This window comes from Microbacterium caowuchunii (assembly GCF_008727755.1).
Classification (GTDB): Bacteria; Actinomycetota; Actinomycetes; order Actinomycetales; family Microbacteriaceae; genus Microbacterium; species Microbacterium caowuchunii.
In genome coordinates, this window is record NZ_CP044231.1 from 2,279,345 (window position 1) to 2,300,644 (window position 21,300).

Sequence of the window (21,300 nt, forward strand, 5' to 3'; positions counted from 1 at the left end):
GGCAGGTCCGCCTACTGGCAGGGCCGCGCCCGCTCCCCGGCGAGCACCTCCCCGACCGCACGCGGAAGCGCCTGCGCGACATCGAGCGCGGTGATCGGGCCGCCCCGCTCGCCCAGCCGCGCGGCGGCGAGACGTGCGGCGGCGCCGTGCAGCCAGCTCGCCGACGCCGCGGCGTCCGCCAGAGCGGCGGGATCCGGCGTACCGCGGGCCGCGCGCCCGGCGACGATCGCACCCAGGACGCCGCCCAGGACGTCGCCGGTCCCCGCCGTCGCGAGCCAGGGCGCGTCCGTTCGCACCCGGCGGACGGCACCGGACGGGTCGGCGACGAGGGTGAGCGCGCCCTTGGCCAGTACGACGGCCCCGAGCACCGCCGCCGTCTCCCGCGCCGCCTCCGCACGGAGTTCTTCGCCGTCGTCCGCGCCGAGCGGGGCGAGCCCGAGCGCGTCGCGCAATCGGTCCAGTTCGCGCGCGTGCGGCGTGAGGATCAGCGGCGCCGTGGCCTCCGCGGCGAGGTCGAGGGCACCGGCGTCGACGACGACCGGCACGTCGCCGGCCAGGATGGCGCGCAGCGCGGCGGCCTCTTCCGGGGTGCGGGTCGCGGCATCCGTCCCGGAGCCGATCACCCAGGCCTGCACGCGCCCGGGGGCGGCGACCGTCTCGGGCCTCCGGGCGAGGACCAGCCCCGTGGCACGCTCCGGCCCCAGATAGCGCACCATGCCGGTCCCGGTGCGCCACGCCGCCTCCACCCCGAGCACCGCCGCACCCGGGTACTCCCGCGATCCGGTACGCATCCCGACCACTCCGCGGGAATACTTGTCGTCGTGCGCCGTTGGCGCATGCAGGGACCGGCGCGTGCGCTCCGCATCCCATTCCGCCGTCATGGCGACACCCTATCCCCCGCACTCAGGAGCCCCGTGGCCGTTCTGTTCTCCCCGCTCACCATCCGTACCGCAGCGATGCGCAACCGTCTCTGGGTCGCCCCCATGTGCCAGTACAGCGCCCAGGAGGGGATGCCCGGCGAGTGGCATCACGTGCACCTGGCGCAGTTCGCCTCGGGCGGGGCGGGGCTCGTGATGGCCGAGGCCACCGCGGTCAGCCCCGAGGGGCGGATCTCCCCGCAGGACACGGGCATCTGGGATGACGCGCAGCGCGATGCCTGGGCGCCCATCGCGGCCGCCATCCGGGTGCGCGGCGCGGAGGCCGGCATCCAGCTCGCGCACGCCGGCCGGAAGGCCTCCACCTGGTCACCGTTCTCCGGCCACCGCGGCAGCGTGCCGATCGAGGAAGGCGGATGGGAGACCCTCGCCCCCTCCGCGATCGCCTACGACGGGTTCGCGGCACCCCGGGAGATGGACCACGACGACATCGACGCCGTGGTGCGCGACTTCGCCGCAGCCGCCCGCCGTGCCGTCCAGGCCGGCTTCGGCGTCCTGGAGGTGCACGCGGCGCACGGCTACCTGCTGCACCAGTTCCTGTCCCCGCTGTCCAACCGGCGTTCCGACGAGTACGGCGGCCCGTTGTCGGGTCGCGCGCGACTGCTGCTGCGGGTCGTCGAGGCCGTCCGCGACGAAGCACCGGATGCGGCGCTGTTCGTCCGCTTCTCGGCGTCGGACTGGGCCGACGGCGGCTGGGACGTCGAGGACACCGTGCAGGTGGCGACGTGGGCGGCGGAGCGCGGCGCGGACCTGTTCGACATCTCCTCGGGCGGACTGGTCGAGCACCAGAGCATCACCCTCGGGCCGGGCTACCAGGTGCCCTTCGCCCGGCGCGTCCGCGACGCGGGGCTGCCGGTGAGCGCGGTGGGCCTGATCGACACCGGCACGCACGCCGAGCAAGTCCTGGTCGACGGGGACGCGGATGCGGTCATGTCCGGCCGCGAGTGGCTGCGCGACCCGCACTTCGCGCTGCGCGCGGCCGGGGAGCTGGGTGTCTCGGACGCCCCGTGGCCGCCGCAGTACGCCCGCGCGCGGCGACGCTGAGACCCGGACTCTTCTACCCGGTCGACTCGCCAGAATAGGCGGATGCGGTGCGCGCGGCATCCGCGGATATTGGCGAGTCGACGCAAGAGGCCCCCGCCGCCCCGGGTGCGGGGCGGCGGGTGACGCGGTCACCGGGCGCGGCGGGTGGCGTCCTGGACCTCGCCGATGAGCTCCTCGATGATGTCCTCGAGGAACAGGACGGCGGTCGTGTTCCCTTGATCGTCACGCACCTGCGCCAGGTGGCGGCCGGCGCGCCGCATCAGGGCCAGAGCGTCCTCGAGGTCGGTCGTCTCCAGCAGCGGCACCATCCGGTGGATCCGCTTCGCCGGGATGGGCCGCTCGACGTGCGCGTCCGCGGAGGTCTCCGCGACCCGCAGCACGTCCTTCAGGTGCACGTACCCGACCGGGACGCCCGCGTCGTCCACGATCACGTAGCGCGAGAAGCCGTGCTTGGCCACGGCCCGCTCGATCTCGGATGCGGTGGTCGCCTCCGGCAGGGTGACCAGCGCGCTCAGCGGCACCGCCGCATCCTTCGCCTTCTTGTCGGTGAACTCCACCACCGCGCTGACCGTGCCCGCGGCGTCGTCCAGCACGCCCTCGATGCGCGACTGGTTGACGATCGTGGCGACCTCGTCGAGCGTGAAGGTCGAGGCGGCCTCGTCCTTCGGCTCGACCCGGAACAGCCGGACGACGTGGTTGGCGATCCAGTTGAGCGTGACGATGACCGGGCGGAACACCTTCGAGACCCACACCAACGGCGGGGCCAGCATGAGCACGGCCCGGTCGGGCAGGGAGAAGGCGAGGTTCTTGGGCACCATCTCGCCGAACACCACGTGCAGGTACGACACCAGCACGAGCGCGATCACGAAGGCGACCGCGTCGACGGCGGCGACCGGCCATCCGGTCAGTTCCAGCGGCGCCGCCAGCAGGTGGTGGATCGCCGGTTCGGACACGTTGAGGATCAGCAGCGAGCAGATCGTGATCCCGAGCTGACACGTCGCCAGCATCAGGGTCGCGTGCTCCATGGCCCACAGCGCCGTCTTGGCGGACCGCGAGCCCTTCTCCGCGAGAGGCTCGATCTGCGATCGGCGCGCGGAGATGACCGCGAACTCCGCCCCCACGAAGAAGGCGTTGAACACGAGCAGGACGACGAGCCAGGCGATTCCCGCCCAATCGTTCATCGGTTCCCACCCCCCTCGATCTCGCTGCGCACATCCGTGTCGGCATCCGCCGGCACCGGTCGCGGGGTGAACCGGACCCGGTCCACGCGACGACCGTCCATACGCACGACGGTCATGGTCCCGTCCTCGATCTCCAGCTCGTCCCCGACGCGGGGGATGCGGCCGAGCTCACTCATCAGGAATCCGCCGATCGTGTCGTAGACGTCGCCCTCCGGCACCCGCACGCCGGTGCGGTCGCGCAGTTCGTCGGGGCGGAGTGCTGCGGAGAACGTGAGCGAGTCCGCCCCGCGGACCACTTCGGCACGACGGCGGTCGTGCTCGTCGAGCACCTCCCCGACGATCTCCTCGACGAGGTCCTCGAGGGTCACGACGCCCGCCGTCCCCCCGTACTCGTCCACGACGATGGCCATCTGGTACCCACGGGCGCGCAGCTCCGCGACGAGCACGTCGAGGTGCACGGTCTCCGGGACGCGCAGCGGCTCGCTGGCGAGGGCGGCTGCGGGCACGTCGGAGCGGCGGTCCCGGGGCACGCTCACGGCGGCCTTGAGATGCACGATGCCCACGATGTCGTCCATCGATTCGCCGTACACCGGGAAGCGGCTGTGTCCCGTGGTGCGCGCGAGCTGCACGACGTCCTCGGCGGAGTCCGCTGCGGCCACGGCGTGGATCCGCGGCCGCGGTGTCATCACGTCGTCGGCGCTCAGACGCGCGAAGGTGAGGCTCCGATCCAGCAGCGAGGCGGTGTCCTTCTCCAGCACGCCGGCGCTGGCCGAGCGGCGGACGAGACTCGACAGCTCCTCCGCGGTGCGGGCGCCCGACAGCTCTTCCTTGGGCTCGATCCCCATCCCGCGGAGGATGCCGTTCGCGCTGCCGTTGAGCACCTTGACCGCAGGACGGAACACCATGGTGAAGGCGACCTGGAAGGGCATGACCAGCTTTGCCGTCTGACGGGGAACGGCGAGGGCGAAGTTCTTCGGCACGAGCTCGCCGAGGATCATCGAGAACACCGTCGCGATCGTGATGCCGACCACGGCGGACAATCCGCGCACGACGCCGTCGGGCATGCCCCAGGTGATGAGCACCGGCCGCAGCAGGTTGGAGATCGCCGGTTCCATCGTGTAACCGGTCAGCAGGGTCGTGAGCGTGATGCCCAGCTGCGCGCTGCTGAGGTGCGTCGAGGTGATCCGCAGGGCCGAGATGGTGAGCGCGAGCCGGCTCTCACCGGCCTTCTGCCGGGATTCCAGGTCGGCGCGGTCGAGGTTGACCAGCGCGAACTCGCTCGCGACGAACAATCCGGTGCCGACGGTGAGCAACAGCCCCACGCCCAGCATGATGTAGTCCATCACGCGGTCCCTCCCTCACGGGAGACGGGTCGGTGGGGCAAGGGTCTACTGGGGGGGTCGTCCATCGTGCCGACCAGCTTATCGTTGCCGGGCACGCCCGCGCCTGTGCCTTCCCCGCATCCGCATGCCGGGGGAAGAGGATCGCGCGCGCGACCCGTCACCAGCTGACCGGCAGCGCCTTGCCCTCTTCGTAGCCCGAGGCCGACTGCAGCCCGACCAGGGCACGGTCGTGGAAGTCCGCGACCGTCGCGGCACCGGCGTAGGTGAAAGAGGAGCGCACCCCGGAGGTGATCATGTCGAGCAGGTCCTCGAGGCCCGGCCGCAGCGGATCCAGGTAGATCCGGGAGGAGGAGATGCCTTCGGCGAACAGCTCCTTCCGGGCGCGTTCGTACGCGTCGAGCCGGCCGAACCGCGCCTGGACGGCCTTGGTCGATGCCATCCCCCACGATTCCTTGTAGACCCGGCCGTCCGCATCCGTGCGCAGCTCCCCCGGTGCCTCGATCGTCCCCGCGAACCAGGATCCGATCATGACGGATGCCGCGCCGGCGGCGAGGGCGAGCGCGACGTCGCGGGGGTAGCGAACCCCGCCGTCCGCCCACACGTGCGCGCCGCGTTCCCGTGCCGCCTGAGCGGTCTCCAGCACTGCGGAGAACTGCGGGCGGCCGACCGCCGTCATCATCCGCGTCGTGCACATGGCGCCGGGACCGACACCGACCTTCAGGATCGATGCGCCGGCGGAGACGAGATCGGCCACGCCGTCGGCGGTGACGATGTTCCCCGCCACGATCGGGAGGCCCAGACCTGCATCCGACACCGATCCGAGGGCCCGCAGCATCCCCTCCTGGTGCCCGTGGGCGGTGTCGAGCACGAGCACGTCGACGCCCGCCCCGGCCAGCGCGCGGGCCTTCTCGGCCACGTCGCCGTTGATGCCGATCGCTGCGGCGACGATGAGCCGCCCCTCCCGGTCCACCGCGGGGCGGTAGATGGTCGACCGGAGGGCGGTGCGCTGCGTGAGCGTCCCCACCAGCCATCCGTGCTCCAGCACGCACACGGTCTCCGCGTCCGCCGCGACCAGGACGTCGAAGGCCGCCCGGGCATCGGCCACGTCGTCCGCGTCGATCGCGACCGGTCGGCCACGCACGAGATCCCCCAGCACCGCATCCGGCAGCGCGGTGGCCAGTCGCGACGCCGCCACGACGCCGGTGATCGCATCTATGGACAGGCGTTCGGCGGAGGGGTCCGCGACGACGATGGCGTGTCCCGTGGTGGAGGGCAGGAGCCGAGACGCGTCCGCGACGGTCGCGTGCGGCGGCAGGACGAGAGGCGTGTCCCAGCGCACCGGGCGGCTCTTGACCCAGCGGATGGCGGCGTCCAGCTCCTGCAACGGCATGTCCTGCGGCAGGACGCCGAGGCCGCCCCGCCGGGCGAGCGTGGCGGCGAGCCGCGCGCCGGTCACCGAGTTCATGTTGGCCGACACGATCGGCAGCGTGGCGCTCGTCCCGTCGCCCGGCGAGAGGTCGACATCCAGCCGGCTACCCACCGCCGACCGGCGCGGGATGAGGAACACATCCGAGTAGGTCAGATCGAGCGCGGGGGCGTCGCCGTTGAAGTCCATGTCTGTCAAGGTTAGCGATTCCTGACAGAACGGATAATGCTGCGGCTTGTTTCCTGCTATGCGGGCTGCTCCCGGCTCCCGGGGGGCGAGACTGGGATACCCTTGGTACTCGTGCGTGTGGGCCACTGGCGGCCCTGCACGGCCGCAGAATTCACACGAAAGCAGGCGATCGAGGGTGTCGAGCCAAGTGACAGGCGTCGGGGTGTCGAACGACGGAGAGTTCGGGGCCAATGAGTGGCTGGTGGAGGAACTCTACGAGCAGTTCAAGGTCGACAAGAATTCCGTCGACAAGTCCTGGTGGCCGATCCTCGAGGCGTACACGCCCGCTGATCTGAGCGCCGCGACCGAGGCCAAGCAGGATGCACTGCAGACGGGCAGCGCCGCACCGGCGCCCACCGGAAGCGAACCGCATCCGGTGACCGCCCCCATCCCGGTGATCGGCGCGCCGCCCGTTGCGCGCACCACGGCGAAGCCGGCCGCCCCGCAGCCCATCCCGGCGCAGGCGCCGCGCCCCCGCCCGTCCGACCCGGCCGCGGCCGTCGAGGAAGACACCGTCACGCCGCTGCGCGGCATGACCAAGACCCTCGCGGCGAACATGGACCAGTCCCTCACGGTCCCCACCGCGACGAGCGTCCGCACGGTCCCGGCGAAGCTGATGATCGACAACCGCATCGTCATCAACAACCACATGTCGCGCACCCGCGGCGGCAAGGTGAGCTTCACGCACATCATCGGCTGGGCGCTGATCCAGGCGCTGAAGGAGTTCCCGAGCCAGAACGTGTTCTACGCGGAGGTCGACGGCAAGCCCTCGGTCGTCGCCCCGGCGCACGTCAACCTCGGCATCGCGATCGACCTGCCCAAGCCGGACGGCACCCGCGCGCTGCTCGTCCCGAGCATCAAGCGCGCCGAGGCGCTGTCGTTCACCGAGTTCCTCGCCTCGTACGAGGACCTCGTCAAGCGTGCCCGAGCCAACAAGCTCACCGGCGCGGACTTCCAGGGCACCACGCTCTCCCTGACCAACCCCGGCGGGATCGGCACCGTGCACTCGGTGCCCCGTCTCATGAAGGGGCAGGGCTGCATCATCGGTGCGGGCGCCCTCGAGTACCCGGCCGAGTTCCAGGGGTCGAGCGACAAGACGCTCACCGAGCTCGGCATCGGCAAGACGATCACCCTGACCAGCACCTACGACCACCGCGTCATCCAGGGTGCCGGATCGGGCGAGTTCCTCAAGAAGGTGCACGAGCTGCTCATCGGGCAGCGCGGGTTCTACGAGGAGATCTTCGCCGCGCTGCGCATCCCGTACGCTCCGATCCACTGGGCCAACGACATCAACGTCGACGTCGCCGAGCGCATCGACAAGGGTGCACGCGTCCAGGAGCTCATCAACGCCTTCCGCGTGCGTGGGCACATGATGGCCGACATCGATCCCCTCGAGTACGTGCAGCGCACGCACCCCGACCTCGAGATCGAGAGCCACGGACTGACGTTCTGGGACCTCGACCGCGAGTTCGTCACCGGCGGCTTCGGCGGCAAGCGCATCATGAAGCTGCGCGACATCCTCGGCGTGCTGCGCGACTCCTACTGCCGCACCACGGGCGTGGAGTACATGCACATCCACGACCCCGCCCAGCGCAAGTGGTTCCAGGACAACCTGGAGGTCAAGTACCAGAAACCCGGTCACGACGAGCAGCTGCGCATCCTCTCGAAGCTCAACGAGGCGGAGGCCTTCGAGACCTTCCTGCAGACCAAGTACGTGGGCCAGAAGCGCTTCAGCCTCGAGGGCGGCGAGTCCGTCATCCCGCTGCTCGACGAGATCCTGCAGGGTGCGGCCGCGGCCGGCCTCGACGGTGCCGCCATCGGCATGGCGCACCGCGGTCGTCTGAACGTCCTGACCAACATCGCCGGCAAGACCTACGGCCAGGTGTTCCGCGAGTTCGAGGGCACGAGCCTGCCGGGCAACAAGCGCGGCTCCGGCGACGTGAAGTACCACCTCGGCACCGAGGGCGTGTTCCAGTCCGACCGGGACGAGGAGCTCCCCGTCGTCCTGGCGGCGAACCCCTCCCACCTCGAGACCGTGGACGGAGTCCTCGAGGGCATCGTGCGCGCGAAGCAGGACCGCAAGCCCGTGGGCACGTTCTCCTGGCTGCCGATCCTCGTGCACGGCGACGCCGCGTTCGCCGGACAGGGCGTCGTGGTCGAGACGCTGCAGATGTCGCAGCTGCGCGGTTACCGCACCGGCGGCACCATCCACGTCATCATCAACAACCAGCTCGGCTTCACGACGCTCCCCGTCGACTCGCGCACCTCGGTGTACGCGACGGACGTGGCCAAGACGATCCAGGCGCCGATCCTGCACGTGAACGGCGACGACCCGGAAGCCGTGGTCCGCGCCGCCGAGCTGGCCTTCCGCTACCGCCAGGAGTTCCACCGCGACATCGTGGTCGACCTCGTCTGCTACCGCCGTCGGGGCCACAACGAGGGCGACGACCCGTCGATGACGCAGCCCCTCATGACGAACCTCGTCGAGGCCAAGCGCTCGGTCCGTCGCCTCTACACGGAATCGCTCGTCGGACGCGGTGACATCACCGAAGAGGAGTACGAGCAGGCCAAGCGGGATTTCCAGGACCGCCTGGAGGTCGCCTTCGCCGAGACCCACGAGGCCGAGACGGGCACGCACACGATCGTGGCCGAGGAGGCCGAGGTGGAGCCCGCGAGCGGCGAGCCCGAGACGACCGGCGTCTCCACCGAGGTCGTGCACGTGATCGGCGACGCGTTCGTCAACAAGCCCGATGGCTTCACGGTGCACTCGAAGCTCCAGCAGCTCCTCGACAAGCGCCACGCCATGAGCCGCAACGGCGGCATCGACTGGGCGTTCGGCGAGCTCCTCGCCTTCGGTTCGCTGCTCATGGAGGGCACGCCGGTCCGCCTCGCCGGACAGGACTCGCGTCGTGGCACGTTCGTGCAGCGTCACGCCGTGTTCCACGACCGGGCGAACGGTCAGGAGTGGCTGCCGCTGGTCAACCTCACCGAGAACCAGGGCCGGTTCTTCATCTACGACTCGCTGCTCAGCGAGTACGCCGCGCTCGCGTTCGAGTACGGCTACTCAGTGGAGCGTCCCGATGCCCTCGTGCTCTGGGAGGCGCAGTTCGGCGACTTCGTCGACGGCGCCCAGACCGTGATCGACACCTACCTGTCGTCTGCGGACCAGAAGTGGGGTCAGCAGTCCTCCGTCGTGCTGCTCCTGCCGCACGGCTACGAGGGCGCCGGCCCCGACCACTCCTCCGCACGCATCGAGCGGTTCCTGCAGATGTGCGCCCAGGACAACATGGTGGTCGCACGACCCTCGACGCCCGCGTCGTACTTCCACCTGCTGCGCCGCCAGGCCTACGCGCGTCCGCGGAAGCCCCTGATCGTGTTCACCCCGAAGGCCATGCTGCGTCTGCGTGATGCGACGAGCCCTGTCGAGGAGTTCACCGAGGGCCGCTTCCAGCCGGTGCTGGACGACTCGCGCGAGCTCGATCGGAGCCGGGTGAAGCGGGTGCTCCTGCACGCCGGCAAGATCCACTGGGATCTGCGCGCCGATCTGCAGAAGAACCCGAACCCGGAGATCGCGCTGGTCCGGATGGAGCAGTACTACCCCGCTCCGGTGGACGAGCTCAACGCGATCATCGACAGCTACCCGAACGCCGAGCTGGTCTGGGTCCAGGAGGAGCCGGAGAACCAGGGCGCGTGGCCCTTCATCGCCCTGGAGGTCGTCAAGCACCTGCACGGGCGCACCATCCGGGTCGTTTCCCGCGTAGCTTCCGCTTCGTCGGCCGCGGGATCGGCGAAGGTGCACCAGGTCGAGCAGACGGCCCTGCTCGCGAAGGCCCTCACGCTCTGAGGCCCGCCCGCACGCGGAATCGCCGCGCCACCGATCCGAGAGGATCAGGGGCGCGGCGATCTGCATGTGGGCGCGTCAGGCGGGCGATGCGTGGCGGCGGCACCCCCAGCCCGCCCGGACGGGCTCAGCCGCCGGCCTGGACGGGTTCAGCCGCCCGCCAAGACGGGCAGGGCGGCGCGAAGGGTCAGTGGTGGGTGGCCTGAGCGGTCCGCAGACGGCTCAGCACGAGGTCACGCAGCTCCTCCGGTGCGGCCTCCCGGCATGCGCGTGCGACGACCTCGGTGAGGGTGCGCGCCACGAGCGCCTCGTCCCGGCACTCGGCGCACGTCGCCAAGTGCTCGGTGATGTCCGTGTGCTCCGTGTGGCAGACCTCGTTCCGGAGGTATTCCTCGAGGTCCCGACGTGCCTTCTCACAACCGCAATCGGTCATTTCCCGCTCCTGGATGCCGACGGGGTGATGCCCCGTTCCTGCGCGTATTCGGCAAGCAGCTCCCGAAGCATGCGCCTGCCACGATGCAGGCGGCTCATGACTGTGCCGATGGGTGTCTTCATGATGTCCGCGATCTCCTGGTACGCGAAGCCCTCCACATCCGCGAGGTACACCGCCATCCGGAAGTCCTCGGGGATCGACTGCAGCGCGTCCTTGACGACGGAAGCGGGCATGCGGTCGATGGCCTCCGCCTCGGCGGATCGCGAGCGCGTGGCGGTCGTCGACTCGGCGCCGCCCATCTGCCAGTCCTCGAGGTCGTCGATGGCGCTCTGATAGGGCTCGCGCTGCTTCTTGCGGTACGTGTTGATGTAGGTGTTGGTCAGGATGCGGTACAGCCACGCCTTGAGGTTCGTCCCCTGCGTGAACGTGGCCCAGGAGGAGTAGGCCTTCACGAAGGTCTCCTGCACCAGGTCGGCCGCGTCCGCGGGATTGCGCGTCATACGCATCGCCGCCGCATAGAGCTGATCCATGAAGGGCAGCGCCTGTTCCTCGAACTGTGTGCGCGTGTCCGCGTGAGCCTGGTCGTCCATCATGGGCCAGTCTACGGCCGCGTCGATGCCCGACCAGCGTCTCTCCAGCACCGCGTTCATGCACGTCCTTTCCCGCGAATCACTCTCTCGGCGAGGGCGTTCAGTAGGGTGGAACCGATGAGCGCCGACCGCTATTCCCCCCAGCCCACCGAGGCCGCTCCCTGGCAGGCCCCGCGGGCCGCCCGTCCGCTGCATGCGGTCGTCGCCGTGCCGGGATCGAAGTCCCTCACCAACCGCGAACTCGTGCTCGCCGCCCTGGCCGACGCGCCCAGCACCATCCATGCTCCGTTGCACTCGGACGACTCGGTACGCATGATCCGTGCGCTCGCCTCCCTCGGCGTGATCGTCGAGCCCATCGCCGGCACGGGCGCCTTCGGCGACGACCTGCGGGTCACTCCCCCGGAGCGCATCCCGGGGGGCGGCACCGTCGACTGCGGCCAGGCCGGGACCGTCATGCGCTTCGTCACGCCGCTCGCCGGATTCGCCACCGGTGACGTCACCGTCACGGCACACGCCAGCGCGCTGCACCGCCCGATGGGCGAGATGATCCGGGCGTTGCGCGAGGTCGGCGTGGACATCGACGACAGCGGCACCTGGGCACTGCCCTTCCTCGTGCGCGGCCGCGGGCACGTCCGCGGCGGCGAGGTGACGATCGACGCGAGCGCGTCCAGCCAGTTCGTCTCCGGTCTCCTGCTGTCCGCCGCCCGGTTCGACGTCGGGATGCAGCTCATCCACCAGGGTTCGCGGTTGCCGAGCGTGCCGCACATCGACATGACGGTCGAGGCGCTGTCCCATCGCGGCGTGCACGTCGAGCGCCCCGCCCCGGGCCAGTGGATCGTGCCCCCGGGCCCCATCCGCGCGAAGGACGTGGCGATCGAGCCGGACCTGTCCAACGCCGCCCCCTTCCTCGCCGCCGCCCTCGTCACCGGCGGTCAGGTCGCCGTCCTGGGGTGGCCGGCGCACTCCACCCAGCCGGGCGCGCAGCTGCCGGAGCTGCTCTCGGCCTTCGGCGCCCGCTGCGTCCGCCGGCACGGCATGCTCACCGTCACCGGCGGCAACCGGATCAGTGCCGTGGATCTGGACCTCTCAGCGGTCGGTGAGCTCACCCCCACCCTGGTCGGCCTGGCGCTGTTCGCGGACGGACCGTCCACCTTCACCGGCATCGGGCACATCCGTGGCCACGAGACCGACCGGATCGCGGCGCTCGTCGGCGATATCCGCGCGATCGGCGGCGAGGCGGAGGAGCTGCCCGATGGCATCCGGGTGATCCCCCGTGCGCTCACCGGCGGGCTCTGGCGCGCCCACCACGACCACCGGATGGCGACCACGGGAGCCCTCGTCGGGCTCGGAGTCCCCGACGTCCACGTGGACGACATCGGCACCACCGCGAAGACCATGCCCGAGTTCCCGGAGCTCTGGCGCCGCATGCTCGACGGTGAGGACGCGTCCGCGTGAGCTGGCTTCCAGACGACGACGAGGACGAGACGGAACTCGACGAATCCGACTTCCGCGCACGGCCGAATCCCAAGGCCAACCGCCCCCGCACGAAACGGCGTCCCGCCCACGCGGACGCCCAGATCGCCCGTGTCCTCGGAGTCGACCGCGGCCGGTACGCGGTCCTCGTGGGCGAGGACACCCCGGAGGAACACACCGTCGTGGCGACCCGGGCCCGGGAACTGCGCAAGCAGCCCATCGTCACCGGCGACCGCGTGCGCGTCGTGGGCGACACCAGCGGTGCCGAGGGAACCCTCGCCCGGATGGTGGGGATCGAGCCGCGGACCACGTTGCTGCGCCGGAGCGCCGATGACACGGACCAGGTGGAGCGGGTGATCGTGGCGAACGCCGATCAGATGCTCGTCGTCGTGGCGGCGGCCGACCCCGAGCCGCGTGCGCGCCTGGTCGATCGCTATCTGATCGCCGCACTCGATGCCGGGGTACGGCCACTCCTCGTGGTCACCAAGACCGACCTGGCGGACCCCGCGGAATTCCTCGCCCACTTCGAGGGACTGGACCTGGAAGTGTTCACGAGCGCCCTCGATGAGATGCCGGTCGAGCGGATCGGCGCCGCGCTGATCGGCCACTCGACCGTCTTCGTGGGCCATTCCGGCGTCGGCAAGTCCACGCTCGTGAACCAGCTCGTGCCGTCCGCCCTGCGAGCCACCGGGCACGTGAACGAGGTCACCGGTCGCGGCCGGCACACCTCGAGTTCGACGGTCTCGCTCCGCTACCGCGGAGAGGGCGGATCGGGATGGGTCATCGACACCCCCGGGGTCCGCTCCTTCGGCCTCGGACACGTCGACCCCGCGAACGTCCTCCGCGCCTTCACGGAGCTCGCCGAGGCCGCCGAGGACTGTCCGCGCGGCTGCACGCACCTGCCCGACGCCCCGGACTGCGCGATCATCGAGGCCGTGGCCGAGGGACGCCTGGGGCCGAGCGCGCCCGCCCGCCTGGACTCGCTGCAGCGCCTGCTGGCCACCTTCGCCCAGCGGTGACCCGGGCGAGCGGCGACCCGGCGCGATTGAATACGCTGGAGGCATGAGTACACTCAGCCCCGGCGACATCGCCCCCGATTTCACGCTCGTCGACCAGGACGACGCGACGCTCTCCCTCCACGACCTGCGCGGACACCGCGTCATCCTCTACTTCTACCCGGCCGCGATGACGCCGGGCTGCACGACGCAGGCCTGCGACTTCCGGGACAGCCTGTCCTCCCTGGAGGCTGCCGGCTACACCGTGCTGGGTATCTCGCGCGACACCCCGGCGAAGCTCCGGGAGTTCCGCGAGCGCGACGAGCTGACCTTCCGTCTGCTGTCGGACCCCGACCACGCCGTCCACGAGGCGTACGGAGCATGGGGCGAGAAGATGAACTACGGCAAGCGCATCGAGGGGGTGCTCCGCTCCACCTTCGTCATCGACGAGGAGGGACGTGTCGAGCACGCCCAGTACAACGTGAAGGCGACGGGGCACGTCAAGCGGCTCCGTAGCCTTCTCGGCATCGACTGAGGCCGCCAGGAGGGGTCAGGGCGCGTCGGGGGACGCGCCCTCGGCCTTGGCACTCTTGCGCGCAGCGGCGACGAGCAGGACGAAGGTGATGATCGCCGGGACGGCCAGCTCGAGGCCGAGCAGCGGGTGGGCGTAGGCGCCCGTGGCGGCACCCAGCGCGATCGCGAGGATGAGCAGCTGCGTCACGATGCCGCCCGATCGTCCCCAGGAGCGCCCCCGCATCACGGCGACGCCGAAGGCGACCACCGCCGCCGCGCAGATCACCGTGAGCACGAGGAGTGCGAGAGCCGTGTCGATCACGGCGGTGTCTCCGCCGAAGATCGCGCCTGCCTGCATGACGGCGAGCACGGCGATCCCGATCCCCTCGAGCACCAGGAAGCCGCCCGCGATGGTGCTCAGCAGGTCATGACGCATGGGTTCTCCGCTCCGATGGGATGTTGTGGTGATCGCTCGACGTGAGTATCCGGTGAATACGGATGAAACAGGCTCTGAATGCTTGATTCGGCCTGCGCGCTGTGAAACGATTGACCACGTCGTGTGCTCCCCACAGCGGCGTGGGGCGAGCTTCCTGCTCGCACAACAGACAGGGTATCGGACCCGAGTTCCTCCTGTTTCCCACCCGACATCTTTCTCTACATTCGAGGAGCACAACAAGCATGGATTGGCGCGACAAATCGGCCTGCCTCACGGTCGACCCGGAGCTGTTCTTCCCGGTTGGCAACACCGGACCCGCGGTCGATCAGATCGAGAAGGCTAAGGCTGTGTGCGCCCGCTGCACGGTGACCGAGGTCTGCCTGCAGTACGCCCTCGAGACCGGCCAGGACTCCGGTGTCTGGGGTGGCCTGTCCGAAGACGAGCGCCGAGCTCTCAAGCGCCGCGCCGCACGCGCCCGCCGCGCTTCCTGATCCTCACCGCCCCGCCAGGGGACGCCTCCGCGTCCTCCCGGCGGGGCGGTGTCTTTCTCCGCTCAGACCTGAGCGCGCGCGATGTACCGCAGTGGGATGTCGATGGTCACTTCGGTGCCGCTGCCCATGATGGTGTGCCAGTCGATCGTCCCGCCCAGCTCCCCCTGGATCAGCGTCCGGACGATCTGCGTCCCGAGCCCTCGCCCGACCTGTCCCTCCGGGAGCCCCACCCCGGTGTCGCGGACCCGGACCTCCAGGCTCTCCTCCGTGCGCTCGGCGGCGATCTCCACCTCGCCCTCCTGACCGGCGAGACCGTGCTCCACGGCGTTCGTCACGAGTTCGGTGAGCGCCAGCGCGAGGGGCGTCGCATACTCGCTCGGCAGCGGGCCGAAAGTTCCGGTCTTGCGGGTCTTCGCGCGCGTGTTCGGGGCCGCGGCGACCTCGGCCACGAGCTTGAGCACGCGGGAGAACACCTCGTCGAAGTCGACGCTCTGGGTCAGTCCCTCCGACAGCGTGTCGTGCACGACCGCGATCGCGGACACCCGCCGCGTCGCGTGCGCCAGCGCGTCGCGCGCCTCATCGGAATGCGTCCGCCGCGCCTGGATCCGTAGCAGCGAGGCGACGGTCTGGAGGTTGTTCTTCACGCGGTGGTGGATCTCACGGATCGTCGCATCCTTCGTGATGAGCTCCTGCTCCTGGTGGCGCAGCTCCGTCACGTCACGGCACAGCACGATCGCTCCGATCCGCGTGCCGTGGTCGCGGAGCGGGATGGCGCGCAGCGACACGGTGACCCCGCGCGCCTCCACATCCGCCCGCCACGGGGCGCGGCCGGCGACGACGACCGGCAGGGACTCGTCGAACTGGCGCTTCGCCGGGAGGATCTTGGTGATGACCTCGATGAGCGGCTCCCCCTCGAGCTCGTCGTCGAAGCCCATCCGGTTGAAGGCGGAGAGGGCGTTGGGACTCGCGAACGTCGCCAGCCCGTCGACGTCGACGCGGATGAGGCCGTCCGAGGCCCGCGGGGCTCCCCGGCGCGGCGCGGTCGGCGCCGCGGGGTCGGGGAACTCCCCCGACGCGATCATGCCGAACAGATCGTCGGCGCAGTCGTTGAACGTGATCTGCTGCCGGGACGGCGTCCGCGCCTCACCCAGGTTGGTGTGCCGGGTGAGGACGGCCAGGACCGTGGGCGCGGTGCCCGCCGCTCCGCGCGTGCGCATGACCGGGACGGCCCTGACCCGGGTCGGTGTCTCCTCGAACCAGTCCGGCGAGGCCGAGTCCACGATGCGGCCGGACAGGAACGCCTCGCGCACCTGCGCCCGCCACTGCGGACGCACCCGGTCGCCCACGATGTCGCGGTAGAAGAGGGTCGCCGCACCGCTCGGGCGGGCGTGTGCGACGGCGATGAACGAGTCGTCCGCCGTCGGCACCCAGATCACGATATCGGCGGAGGCGAGGTCGGCGAGGAGCTGACCGTCCCCCGCGAGCCTATGGAGCCACTCCACATCCGCCGGGTCCGAGAAGCCGTGCGCGTAGACGAGATCACTGAGGGTCGACACCGTCCCAGCCTAGACGTCGGCCGAGGCGGCCCGCGGGGCGGGCGTGCGCCGGGACTCCCGTCGGCGGGCGCGCCGCGTCGACGGCAGGATGTCGCCGGGGGCGGGAGGCACGAGCTCGGCCCCGACCACACGGCGGACCGCCGCGACGAGGGCGGACCGCGGAGCGACCTCGGCGACCGGGCGCGCGGCGAGCATGGCCGCATCCGTGCCGCGGCGGTCCTCAGGGAGGAACCACGCATCGCGGATGTCGGCGTACCGCTCCAGCGTGCGGCGGATCTGGCCCCGTGCGTCCAGCCCGACCGTGCCCGCGCGCAGGCGATTGACCACGACGGTGACCGGGGTGCGCCCGGCGGCCGCGCGCAGGTCGGGGTAGGCACGCAGGAAGCGCGCCACGCCCACCGGGTCGGCGGAGAGGACCGCGACGACCCGGTCGGCGGACGCGACGGCCGCGAGCGTCGCGGCGTTGCGCCGGGGACCGCTGAGGATGTCGCTGACGATCTCCTCGTCCTGCTCCAGGCTCGCCCCGGTGTCCACGACCGTGTGCTCCGCCCAGCCCGCGCACTCGGCGAGCGCCCGGGTCACGCGTGCGGCGCTCAGCTCGGGCCATCTGGCCGGTCGGTTGATCCCGACGAGGACATCGACGTCCACCCCTCCCAGCGGCAGGCTGATCCGCTGCAGCTCCGCCTCGTCGAGCGCCCCGCGCTCGGCCTGGCGGCAGGCCACGGCGAATCCCGGTCCTTCGTCGGGAAGCCCCAGGGACAGGGCGATGGCAGGTGCGTGGGAGTCCGCATCCACCAGGGCCACATGACGCCCGCCGCGCGCCAGCTCGGTCGCCAGCGAGATCGCCACCGTGGTCCGCCCGGGGGCGCCGTGGGGTCCCCACACCGCGATGGTGCGCGAGGCGGCCGGGCCCGGGGCCGGGACCGCCGCCGTGCGGGCGGAGAGGACGGCCCGGGCGAGGTCGCGCAGCGGGAGCGTCGGCGCCAGCGGCACCGCCAGCCCGAACGCCGCGGCCAGGCGGCCGGCCGCCGCATCCGTGCCGAGCGGGACCATGCGGATGCCGTGCCGATCCGCGTAGGCCACCGCGGGAGCGGTGAGCGTCTCCGGCGACGCGTGCACCACGAGCGCAGCCGCGCCGGCGAGCGCGGCGGCGGCGCTCTCGTCCGGGTCGCGGCCGGCCGAGACGGTCGCCGAGAGGTGTGCCGGTTCGACGAGGGCGATCTCGCTCGCCCCCTCCAACGCGAGCTCGGCGGCCAGGGCGGAGGCGAGGGGCTGGCCCAGTGCGAGGACGATCCGCGTCATCCCGGAGCTCCCCCGGCCGGCACGACCGACAGCGCCGCATCTCCCGAGATCGCCGCCAGCACATCGGCGACCCGGGCGCGGGGGATCACGAGCTCTACGGAGGCGGTGCCCCCACCGACCATGCTCTGGTCGCGGGTGACTCCGGCCACGGTGGCATCCGCGACGAGGATCCGCGGCGCCTGGCGGATCCCCTCCGGATCCAGCGGCGCCGCCCACACCTCCACACCGGTCCCCGTGTCGACACCGCTCGGGATGTCGGTGGCGCTGCGGACCACGACGGTCGTGCTGCGGGATGCGGCGGCCGCTCCGATGGCCTGCGCCGGGACGAGCTCCCCCGCATGGATGGTGCGCAGCGCAACGGTGTCCTCCGCGAGCCCGTCGACCGCGGCATAGGTGTCCTCGAGCGTTCCGAGCGCCACGTCCACCACTCGGAGGTCCGCCGGGGCCACCGCCTCTCCGGGCACGATCGTCCGGGTCGCCGCGTAGACGGGGACCGTCTGCCGCGCCGCCGCCACGACCAGCCATACTCCCGCGATCGAGGCGAGCACGAGGACCGCGCCGATGAGGAACCGGGCATCCGCCCACAACGCCCGCGGGCGTTGCCGCGGGGCATCCGGTGCTGTCATGCGGTCCATGGTCGCTCAGCGATCCCCGGGGCGTCGGATGTTATCCACAGCGTCGGCGGTGCAGCGTCGGATCGCCCGAGCATAATGAGGTCATGCCCGATTCGTCCGCCTCGGAGGGGCGCCTCCTCGCCCCGGCCGCGGCGGCGGAGGCCCTCGCCGTGTCGGTCGACGATGTGATCGCCCTCATCATGGAGGGCCGGTTGCGCGGCGTCCGCGTCGGCTCGGGCCGGCAGTGGCGCATCTCCGAATCGAGTCTTGCCGAGTACCTCGACGATCTGGCCGAAGAAGCACGCCGGATCGCCCTGTGGCGGCAGTCCAACGCGGCGAGCTTCCCCGAGCTGTGGGGCAAGGGCCCGGTGCGCAACCCCGACTAACGCTCAGAGTCGCTCCACCGCGTCGACCCGCACCCAGCCGACGGCGGCGAACGGCACGAGCCGGTGCCCGCGCACCGCCTCCGCCCGCCGGGGCGATCCGGGGTCGTGCAGGGCGAGGTCGAGGTGATCCGCGCCCGCGCGGTCTATCGTGCCCGTCAACGCGCGGCCGTGCGCCGTCAGAACGGTCACGGGCACACGACGGCGCACCAGGTCGCGCAGGACGAAGCCGAGGGTCATCCGCTCCGTCAGCGACGGGCGCCCGTCCGGTCCGGGGCGGGCGGAGCGGAGCATGTCGGCGTGATCGAGTCCGATCGCGGCGATCGATCCCACCGGGATGATCCCGGTACGCCCTGCGGACTCCACACCCACCCAGTCCGCGCCGACCGCGCTCACGTGGCCGGTCACCGTGGAATCGTCGCGCAGCTCGAACCAGACCTCCGCCCTGGCAGCCGGATCTCCGCGTCCGAGCTCGACCAGCCGTTCCCGCAGTCCGACCTTCGCCAGGCGCAGGCGCTCCCCCTCGGTGTCGAGGATGGCGCGCTCGGCCTCCCACTCCGCATCGAACTGGTCCTGGAGGTCCTCGAAGAATCGATCCCATCGCACGCCGCGAGATTAGACCCGGCAGAGCTTCCAGATGAGAAGTTTTCCACAATGGACGACACGTCTAGAGCCGCCTCCGGCACGCGTGGTCTACTGAACGCACTCAGGATCCCCCCACCCTGCGAGGCTCAGATGGCACAGTCGCCGACGCACGCGCAACGCGTCCCCCGCGCGGACGGTCGCCCGTCCGGCGATTTCTTCGGGCCGCAGCCCACGTCCGCCGCCGACCTGCCCGATCCGCTCCCCCTCGTCCGCAATCTCACCGGAGGCGTCCTGGAGGCACTGGCCGGCGTCCGAGACATCGACCAGTTCGCGCGCTGGCTGACCGAGGAGGCGTACCGTGCACTGCTCGTCCGGGTGAATCTCGCGACCAGGGCGCGCAGTGCCCGAGGCGTCCGCGCCGCCCGTCCGGTGCACACCATCCTGAGCGTCCATCTCTCCGAGCCCGCCGACGGGGTCGTCGAGGCGGTCGTGATCGTCGCCGGCCCCGCGCGCACGCGGGCGGTCGCCATCCGGCTCGAAGGCATCGACCACCGGTGGCGCGCCACCTCCCTGGCGCTGCTGTGAGCGGGCGCCCGCGCTCGGGCCCCTACTGCCGGTAGGACGCCAGGAAGTTGCCCATCCGCTCGATGGCCTCCGCGATGACGCGCGCCTCGGGGAGCGTGACGATCCGCAGGTGGTCCGGGGTGGGCCAGTTGAAGCCGGTTCCGGGGACGAGCAGGATGTGCTCCGAGACCAGCAGATCCCGCACGAGACGCTGGTCATCGTGGATCTCGTGCACCTCGGGATCGAGCCGCGGGAACGCGTAGAGGGCACCCTGCGGGCGAACGCAGGACACGCCGGGGATGGACTCCAGCCCGGCCCAGGCCACGTCACGCTGTTCGTGCAGCCGCCCGGTCGGGGCGATCAGCGCGTCGATCGACTGGACGCCGGAGAGCGCGGCCTGCACGGCGTGCTGGGCGGGCACGTTGGGGCACAGCCGCGTGGAGGCGAGGAGGTTGATGCCCTCCAGGAAGCCGCGCGCGTGATCCTTCGGCCCGGTGATCACCAGCCACCCGGACCGGAAGCCCGCCACCCGGTAGGTCTTGGATAGGCCGTTGAAAGTCAGGCAGAGCAGGTCCGGCGCGAGGGTCGCCAGGGAGATGTGCCTCGCCCCGTCGAACAGGATGCGGTCGTAGATCTCGTCGGCGAGCAGCAGCAGGGAGTTCTCCCGAGCCACCTGCACGATCTGCTCGAGGACCTCCCGGCTGTACACCGCGCCGGTCGGGTTGTTCGGGTTGATCACGACGATCGCCTTGGTCTTGGGGGTGACCTTGGCGCGGATGTCCTCGATGTCGGGCTGCCACCCGTTCTGCTCATCACAGACGTAGTGCACCGGGGTCCCGCCGCCGAGGCTGGTCATCGCGGTCCACAGCGGGTAGTCCGGGGCGGGGATGAGGACCTCGTCGCCCTCGTCCAGCAGCGCCTGCATCGTCATGGTGATCAGCTCCGACACCCCGTTGCCGAGGTAGACGTCCTCGGGGGTGAACGGGGGGAAGTCGGGGTCCTGCTCGTAGCGGTACACGACGGCGCGGCGCGCGGAAGCGATCCCCTTGCTGTCGCTGTAGCCGTGGGAGCCGGGGATCGCCTCGATCATGTCGCGGACGATCTGGAACGGTGCCTCGAACCCGAACGTGGCCGGGTTCCCGGTGTTCAGCTTGAGGATGGTGTGCCCCTCGGCCTCGAGCCGGTCGGCCTCGACGAGGGCCTCTCCGCGGATCTCGTAGAGGACGTTCTTCAGCTTGGCTGACTGGTCGAGGTGGCGTAGGACGGTCATCCGATCAGGATAGTCCCGCCCCCGGGCGGCCAATCGCCAGCCGCTGGCCTGCCGCATGCGCCCCTTCCCCCGGCGTCCCCGGTTCGCGCCGTCCTCC

20 protein-coding genes are annotated in these 21,300 nt (G+C 71.1%); 8 read left to right on the forward strand and 12 right to left on the reverse strand.

Annotation, left to right across the window (positions count from 1 at the left end; genetic code table 11):
- Positions 1-11: 11 nt before the first annotated feature.
- Positions 12-881: an ADP-dependent NAD(P)H-hydrate dehydratase gene (locus F6J84_RS10955; RefSeq protein ID WP_150973704.1), complete on the reverse strand. Its 870-nt coding sequence runs from the start codon at positions 879-881 to the stop codon at positions 12-14.
- 33 nt (positions 882-914) lie between these two features.
- Here F6J84_RS10955 and F6J84_RS10960 point away from each other — a divergent pair, with 33 nt between their 5' ends.
- Positions 915-1,979, forward strand: coding sequence for an NADH:flavin oxidoreductase/NADH oxidase (locus tag F6J84_RS10960; protein ID WP_191905648.1), 1,065 nt, complete (start codon positions 915-917; stop codon positions 1,977-1,979).
- A gap of 128 nt (positions 1,980-2,107) precedes the next feature.
- On the opposite strand, the gene F6J84_RS10965 is transcribed toward F6J84_RS10960, so the two are convergent.
- The 3 genes from F6J84_RS10965 to guaB1 form a co-directional block, all read right to left on the reverse strand.
- Positions 2,108-3,160: a hemolysin family protein gene (locus tag F6J84_RS10965; protein WP_150973706.1), complete on the reverse strand. Its 1,053-nt coding sequence runs from the start codon at positions 3,158-3,160 to the stop codon at positions 2,108-2,110.
- The gene (locus tag F6J84_RS10970; RefSeq protein WP_150974790.1) at positions 3,157-4,503 is read right to left on the reverse strand and encodes a hemolysin family protein; all 1,347 of its coding nucleotides are present in this window, start codon (positions 4,501-4,503) and stop codon (positions 3,157-3,159) included. The genes F6J84_RS10965 and F6J84_RS10970 overlap by 4 nt, the downstream gene beginning before the upstream one ends.
- 157 nt (positions 4,504-4,660) lie before the next feature.
- Positions 4,661-6,118, reverse strand: a complete 1,458-nt coding sequence (guaB1, locus tag F6J84_RS10975; RefSeq protein ID WP_150973708.1) for a GMP reductase — start codon at positions 6,116-6,118, stop codon at positions 4,661-4,663.
- Positions 6,119-6,293: 175 nt separating this feature from the next.
- Here guaB1 and F6J84_RS10980 point away from each other — a divergent pair, with 175 nt between their 5' ends.
- Positions 6,294-10,001, forward strand: coding sequence for a multifunctional oxoglutarate decarboxylase/oxoglutarate dehydrogenase thiamine pyrophosphate-binding subunit/dihydrolipoyllysine-residue succinyltransferase subunit (locus F6J84_RS10980; protein WP_150973710.1), 3,708 nt, complete (start codon positions 6,294-6,296; stop codon positions 9,999-10,001).
- 184 nt (positions 10,002-10,185) lie between these two features.
- On the opposite strand, the gene F6J84_RS10985 is transcribed toward F6J84_RS10980, so the two are convergent.
- Both F6J84_RS10985 and F6J84_RS10990 read right to left on the reverse strand, forming a co-directional pair.
- Entirely contained in the window at positions 10,186-10,431 is a 246-nt protein-coding gene (locus F6J84_RS10985) for a zf-HC2 domain-containing protein (protein WP_150973712.1), read from the reverse strand.
- Positions 10,428-11,081, reverse strand: a complete 654-nt coding sequence (locus F6J84_RS10990; RefSeq protein WP_150973714.1) for a sigma-70 family RNA polymerase sigma factor — start codon at positions 11,079-11,081, stop codon at positions 10,428-10,430. The genes F6J84_RS10985 and F6J84_RS10990 overlap by 4 nt, the downstream gene beginning before the upstream one ends.
- Before the next feature lie 57 nt (positions 11,082-11,138).
- Between F6J84_RS10990 and aroA the strand changes: the two genes are divergently transcribed.
- Genes aroA through bcp form a run of 3 tightly spaced genes read left to right on the forward strand, consistent with a single transcriptional unit; the run spans position 11,139 to position 14,024 of the window.
- Positions 11,139-12,476 (forward strand): 3-phosphoshikimate 1-carboxyvinyltransferase, encoded by a 1,338-nt coding sequence (aroA, locus tag F6J84_RS10995; RefSeq protein WP_150973716.1) that lies wholly within the window; start codon positions 11,139-11,141, stop codon positions 12,474-12,476.
- Positions 12,473-13,513, forward strand: a complete 1,041-nt coding sequence (rsgA, locus tag F6J84_RS11000) for a ribosome small subunit-dependent GTPase A (protein WP_150973718.1) — start codon at positions 12,473-12,475, stop codon at positions 13,511-13,513. The genes aroA and rsgA overlap by 4 nt, the downstream gene beginning before the upstream one ends.
- Positions 13,514-13,556: 43 nt before the next feature.
- Positions 13,557-14,024 carry a thioredoxin-dependent thiol peroxidase gene (gene bcp / locus F6J84_RS11005; RefSeq protein WP_150895623.1) on the forward strand — a complete coding sequence of 156 codons (468 nt, stop codon included), beginning with the start codon at positions 13,557-13,559 and terminating at the stop codon, positions 14,022-14,024.
- Positions 14,025-14,039: 15 nt separating this feature from the next.
- Here the strand turns inward: bcp and F6J84_RS11010 are convergent, their stop codons facing one another.
- On the reverse strand, positions 14,040-14,438 hold the full coding sequence (locus F6J84_RS11010; protein WP_150973720.1) for a histidine kinase: 399 nt from the start codon (positions 14,436-14,438) through the stop codon (positions 14,040-14,042).
- A 242-nt stretch (positions 14,439-14,680) separates the two neighbouring features.
- Between F6J84_RS11010 and F6J84_RS11015 the strand changes: the two genes are divergently transcribed.
- A complete protein-coding gene (locus F6J84_RS11015) occupies positions 14,681-14,929 on the forward strand; it encodes a WhiB family transcriptional regulator (RefSeq protein WP_047542656.1) in 249 nt (82 codons plus the stop codon).
- 62 nt (positions 14,930-14,991) lie between these two features.
- Here the strand turns inward: F6J84_RS11015 and F6J84_RS11020 are convergent, their stop codons facing one another.
- Genes F6J84_RS11020 through F6J84_RS11030 form a run of 3 tightly spaced genes read right to left on the reverse strand, consistent with a single transcriptional unit; the run spans position 14,992 to position 18,413 of the window.
- Positions 14,992-16,485: a sensor histidine kinase gene (locus F6J84_RS11020; RefSeq protein ID WP_150895626.1), complete on the reverse strand. Its 1,494-nt coding sequence runs from the start codon at positions 16,483-16,485 to the stop codon at positions 14,992-14,994.
- A 9-nt stretch (positions 16,486-16,494) separates the two neighbouring features.
- Entirely contained in the window at positions 16,495-17,787 is a 1,293-nt protein-coding gene (locus F6J84_RS11025; RefSeq protein WP_150973722.1) for a CpaE/TadZ family protein, read from the reverse strand.
- Positions 17,784-18,413 carry an SAF domain-containing protein gene (locus F6J84_RS11030; RefSeq protein ID WP_150973724.1) on the reverse strand — a complete coding sequence of 210 codons (630 nt, stop codon included), beginning with the start codon at positions 18,411-18,413 and terminating at the stop codon, positions 17,784-17,786. The genes F6J84_RS11025 and F6J84_RS11030 overlap by 4 nt, the downstream gene beginning before the upstream one ends.
- A gap of 92 nt (positions 18,414-18,505) precedes the next feature.
- Here F6J84_RS11030 and F6J84_RS11035 point away from each other — a divergent pair, with 92 nt between their 5' ends.
- Positions 18,506-18,787 carry a helix-turn-helix domain-containing protein gene (locus F6J84_RS11035; protein ID WP_150973726.1) on the forward strand — a complete coding sequence of 94 codons (282 nt, stop codon included), beginning with the start codon at positions 18,506-18,508 and terminating at the stop codon, positions 18,785-18,787.
- Between the two features lie 3 nt (positions 18,788-18,790).
- Here F6J84_RS11035 and F6J84_RS11040 read toward each other — a convergent pair whose 3' ends face one another.
- Complete coding sequence (locus tag F6J84_RS11040) at positions 18,791-19,390, reverse strand: hypothetical protein (RefSeq protein WP_150973728.1); 600 nt, start codon at positions 19,388-19,390, stop codon at positions 18,791-18,793.
- A gap of 129 nt (positions 19,391-19,519) precedes the next feature.
- On the opposite strand from F6J84_RS11040, the gene F6J84_RS11045 reads away from it, so the two are divergent.
- Positions 19,520-19,954, forward strand: a complete 435-nt coding sequence (locus tag F6J84_RS11045) for an Rv3235 family protein (protein WP_150895634.1) — start codon at positions 19,520-19,522, stop codon at positions 19,952-19,954.
- A 22-nt stretch (positions 19,955-19,976) separates the two neighbouring features.
- Here F6J84_RS11045 and F6J84_RS11050 read toward each other — a convergent pair whose 3' ends face one another.
- The gene (locus F6J84_RS11050; RefSeq protein WP_150973730.1) at positions 19,977-21,203 is read right to left on the reverse strand and encodes a pyridoxal phosphate-dependent aminotransferase; all 1,227 of its coding nucleotides are present in this window, start codon (positions 21,201-21,203) and stop codon (positions 19,977-19,979) included.
- Positions 21,204-21,300 lie beyond the last annotated feature (97 nt).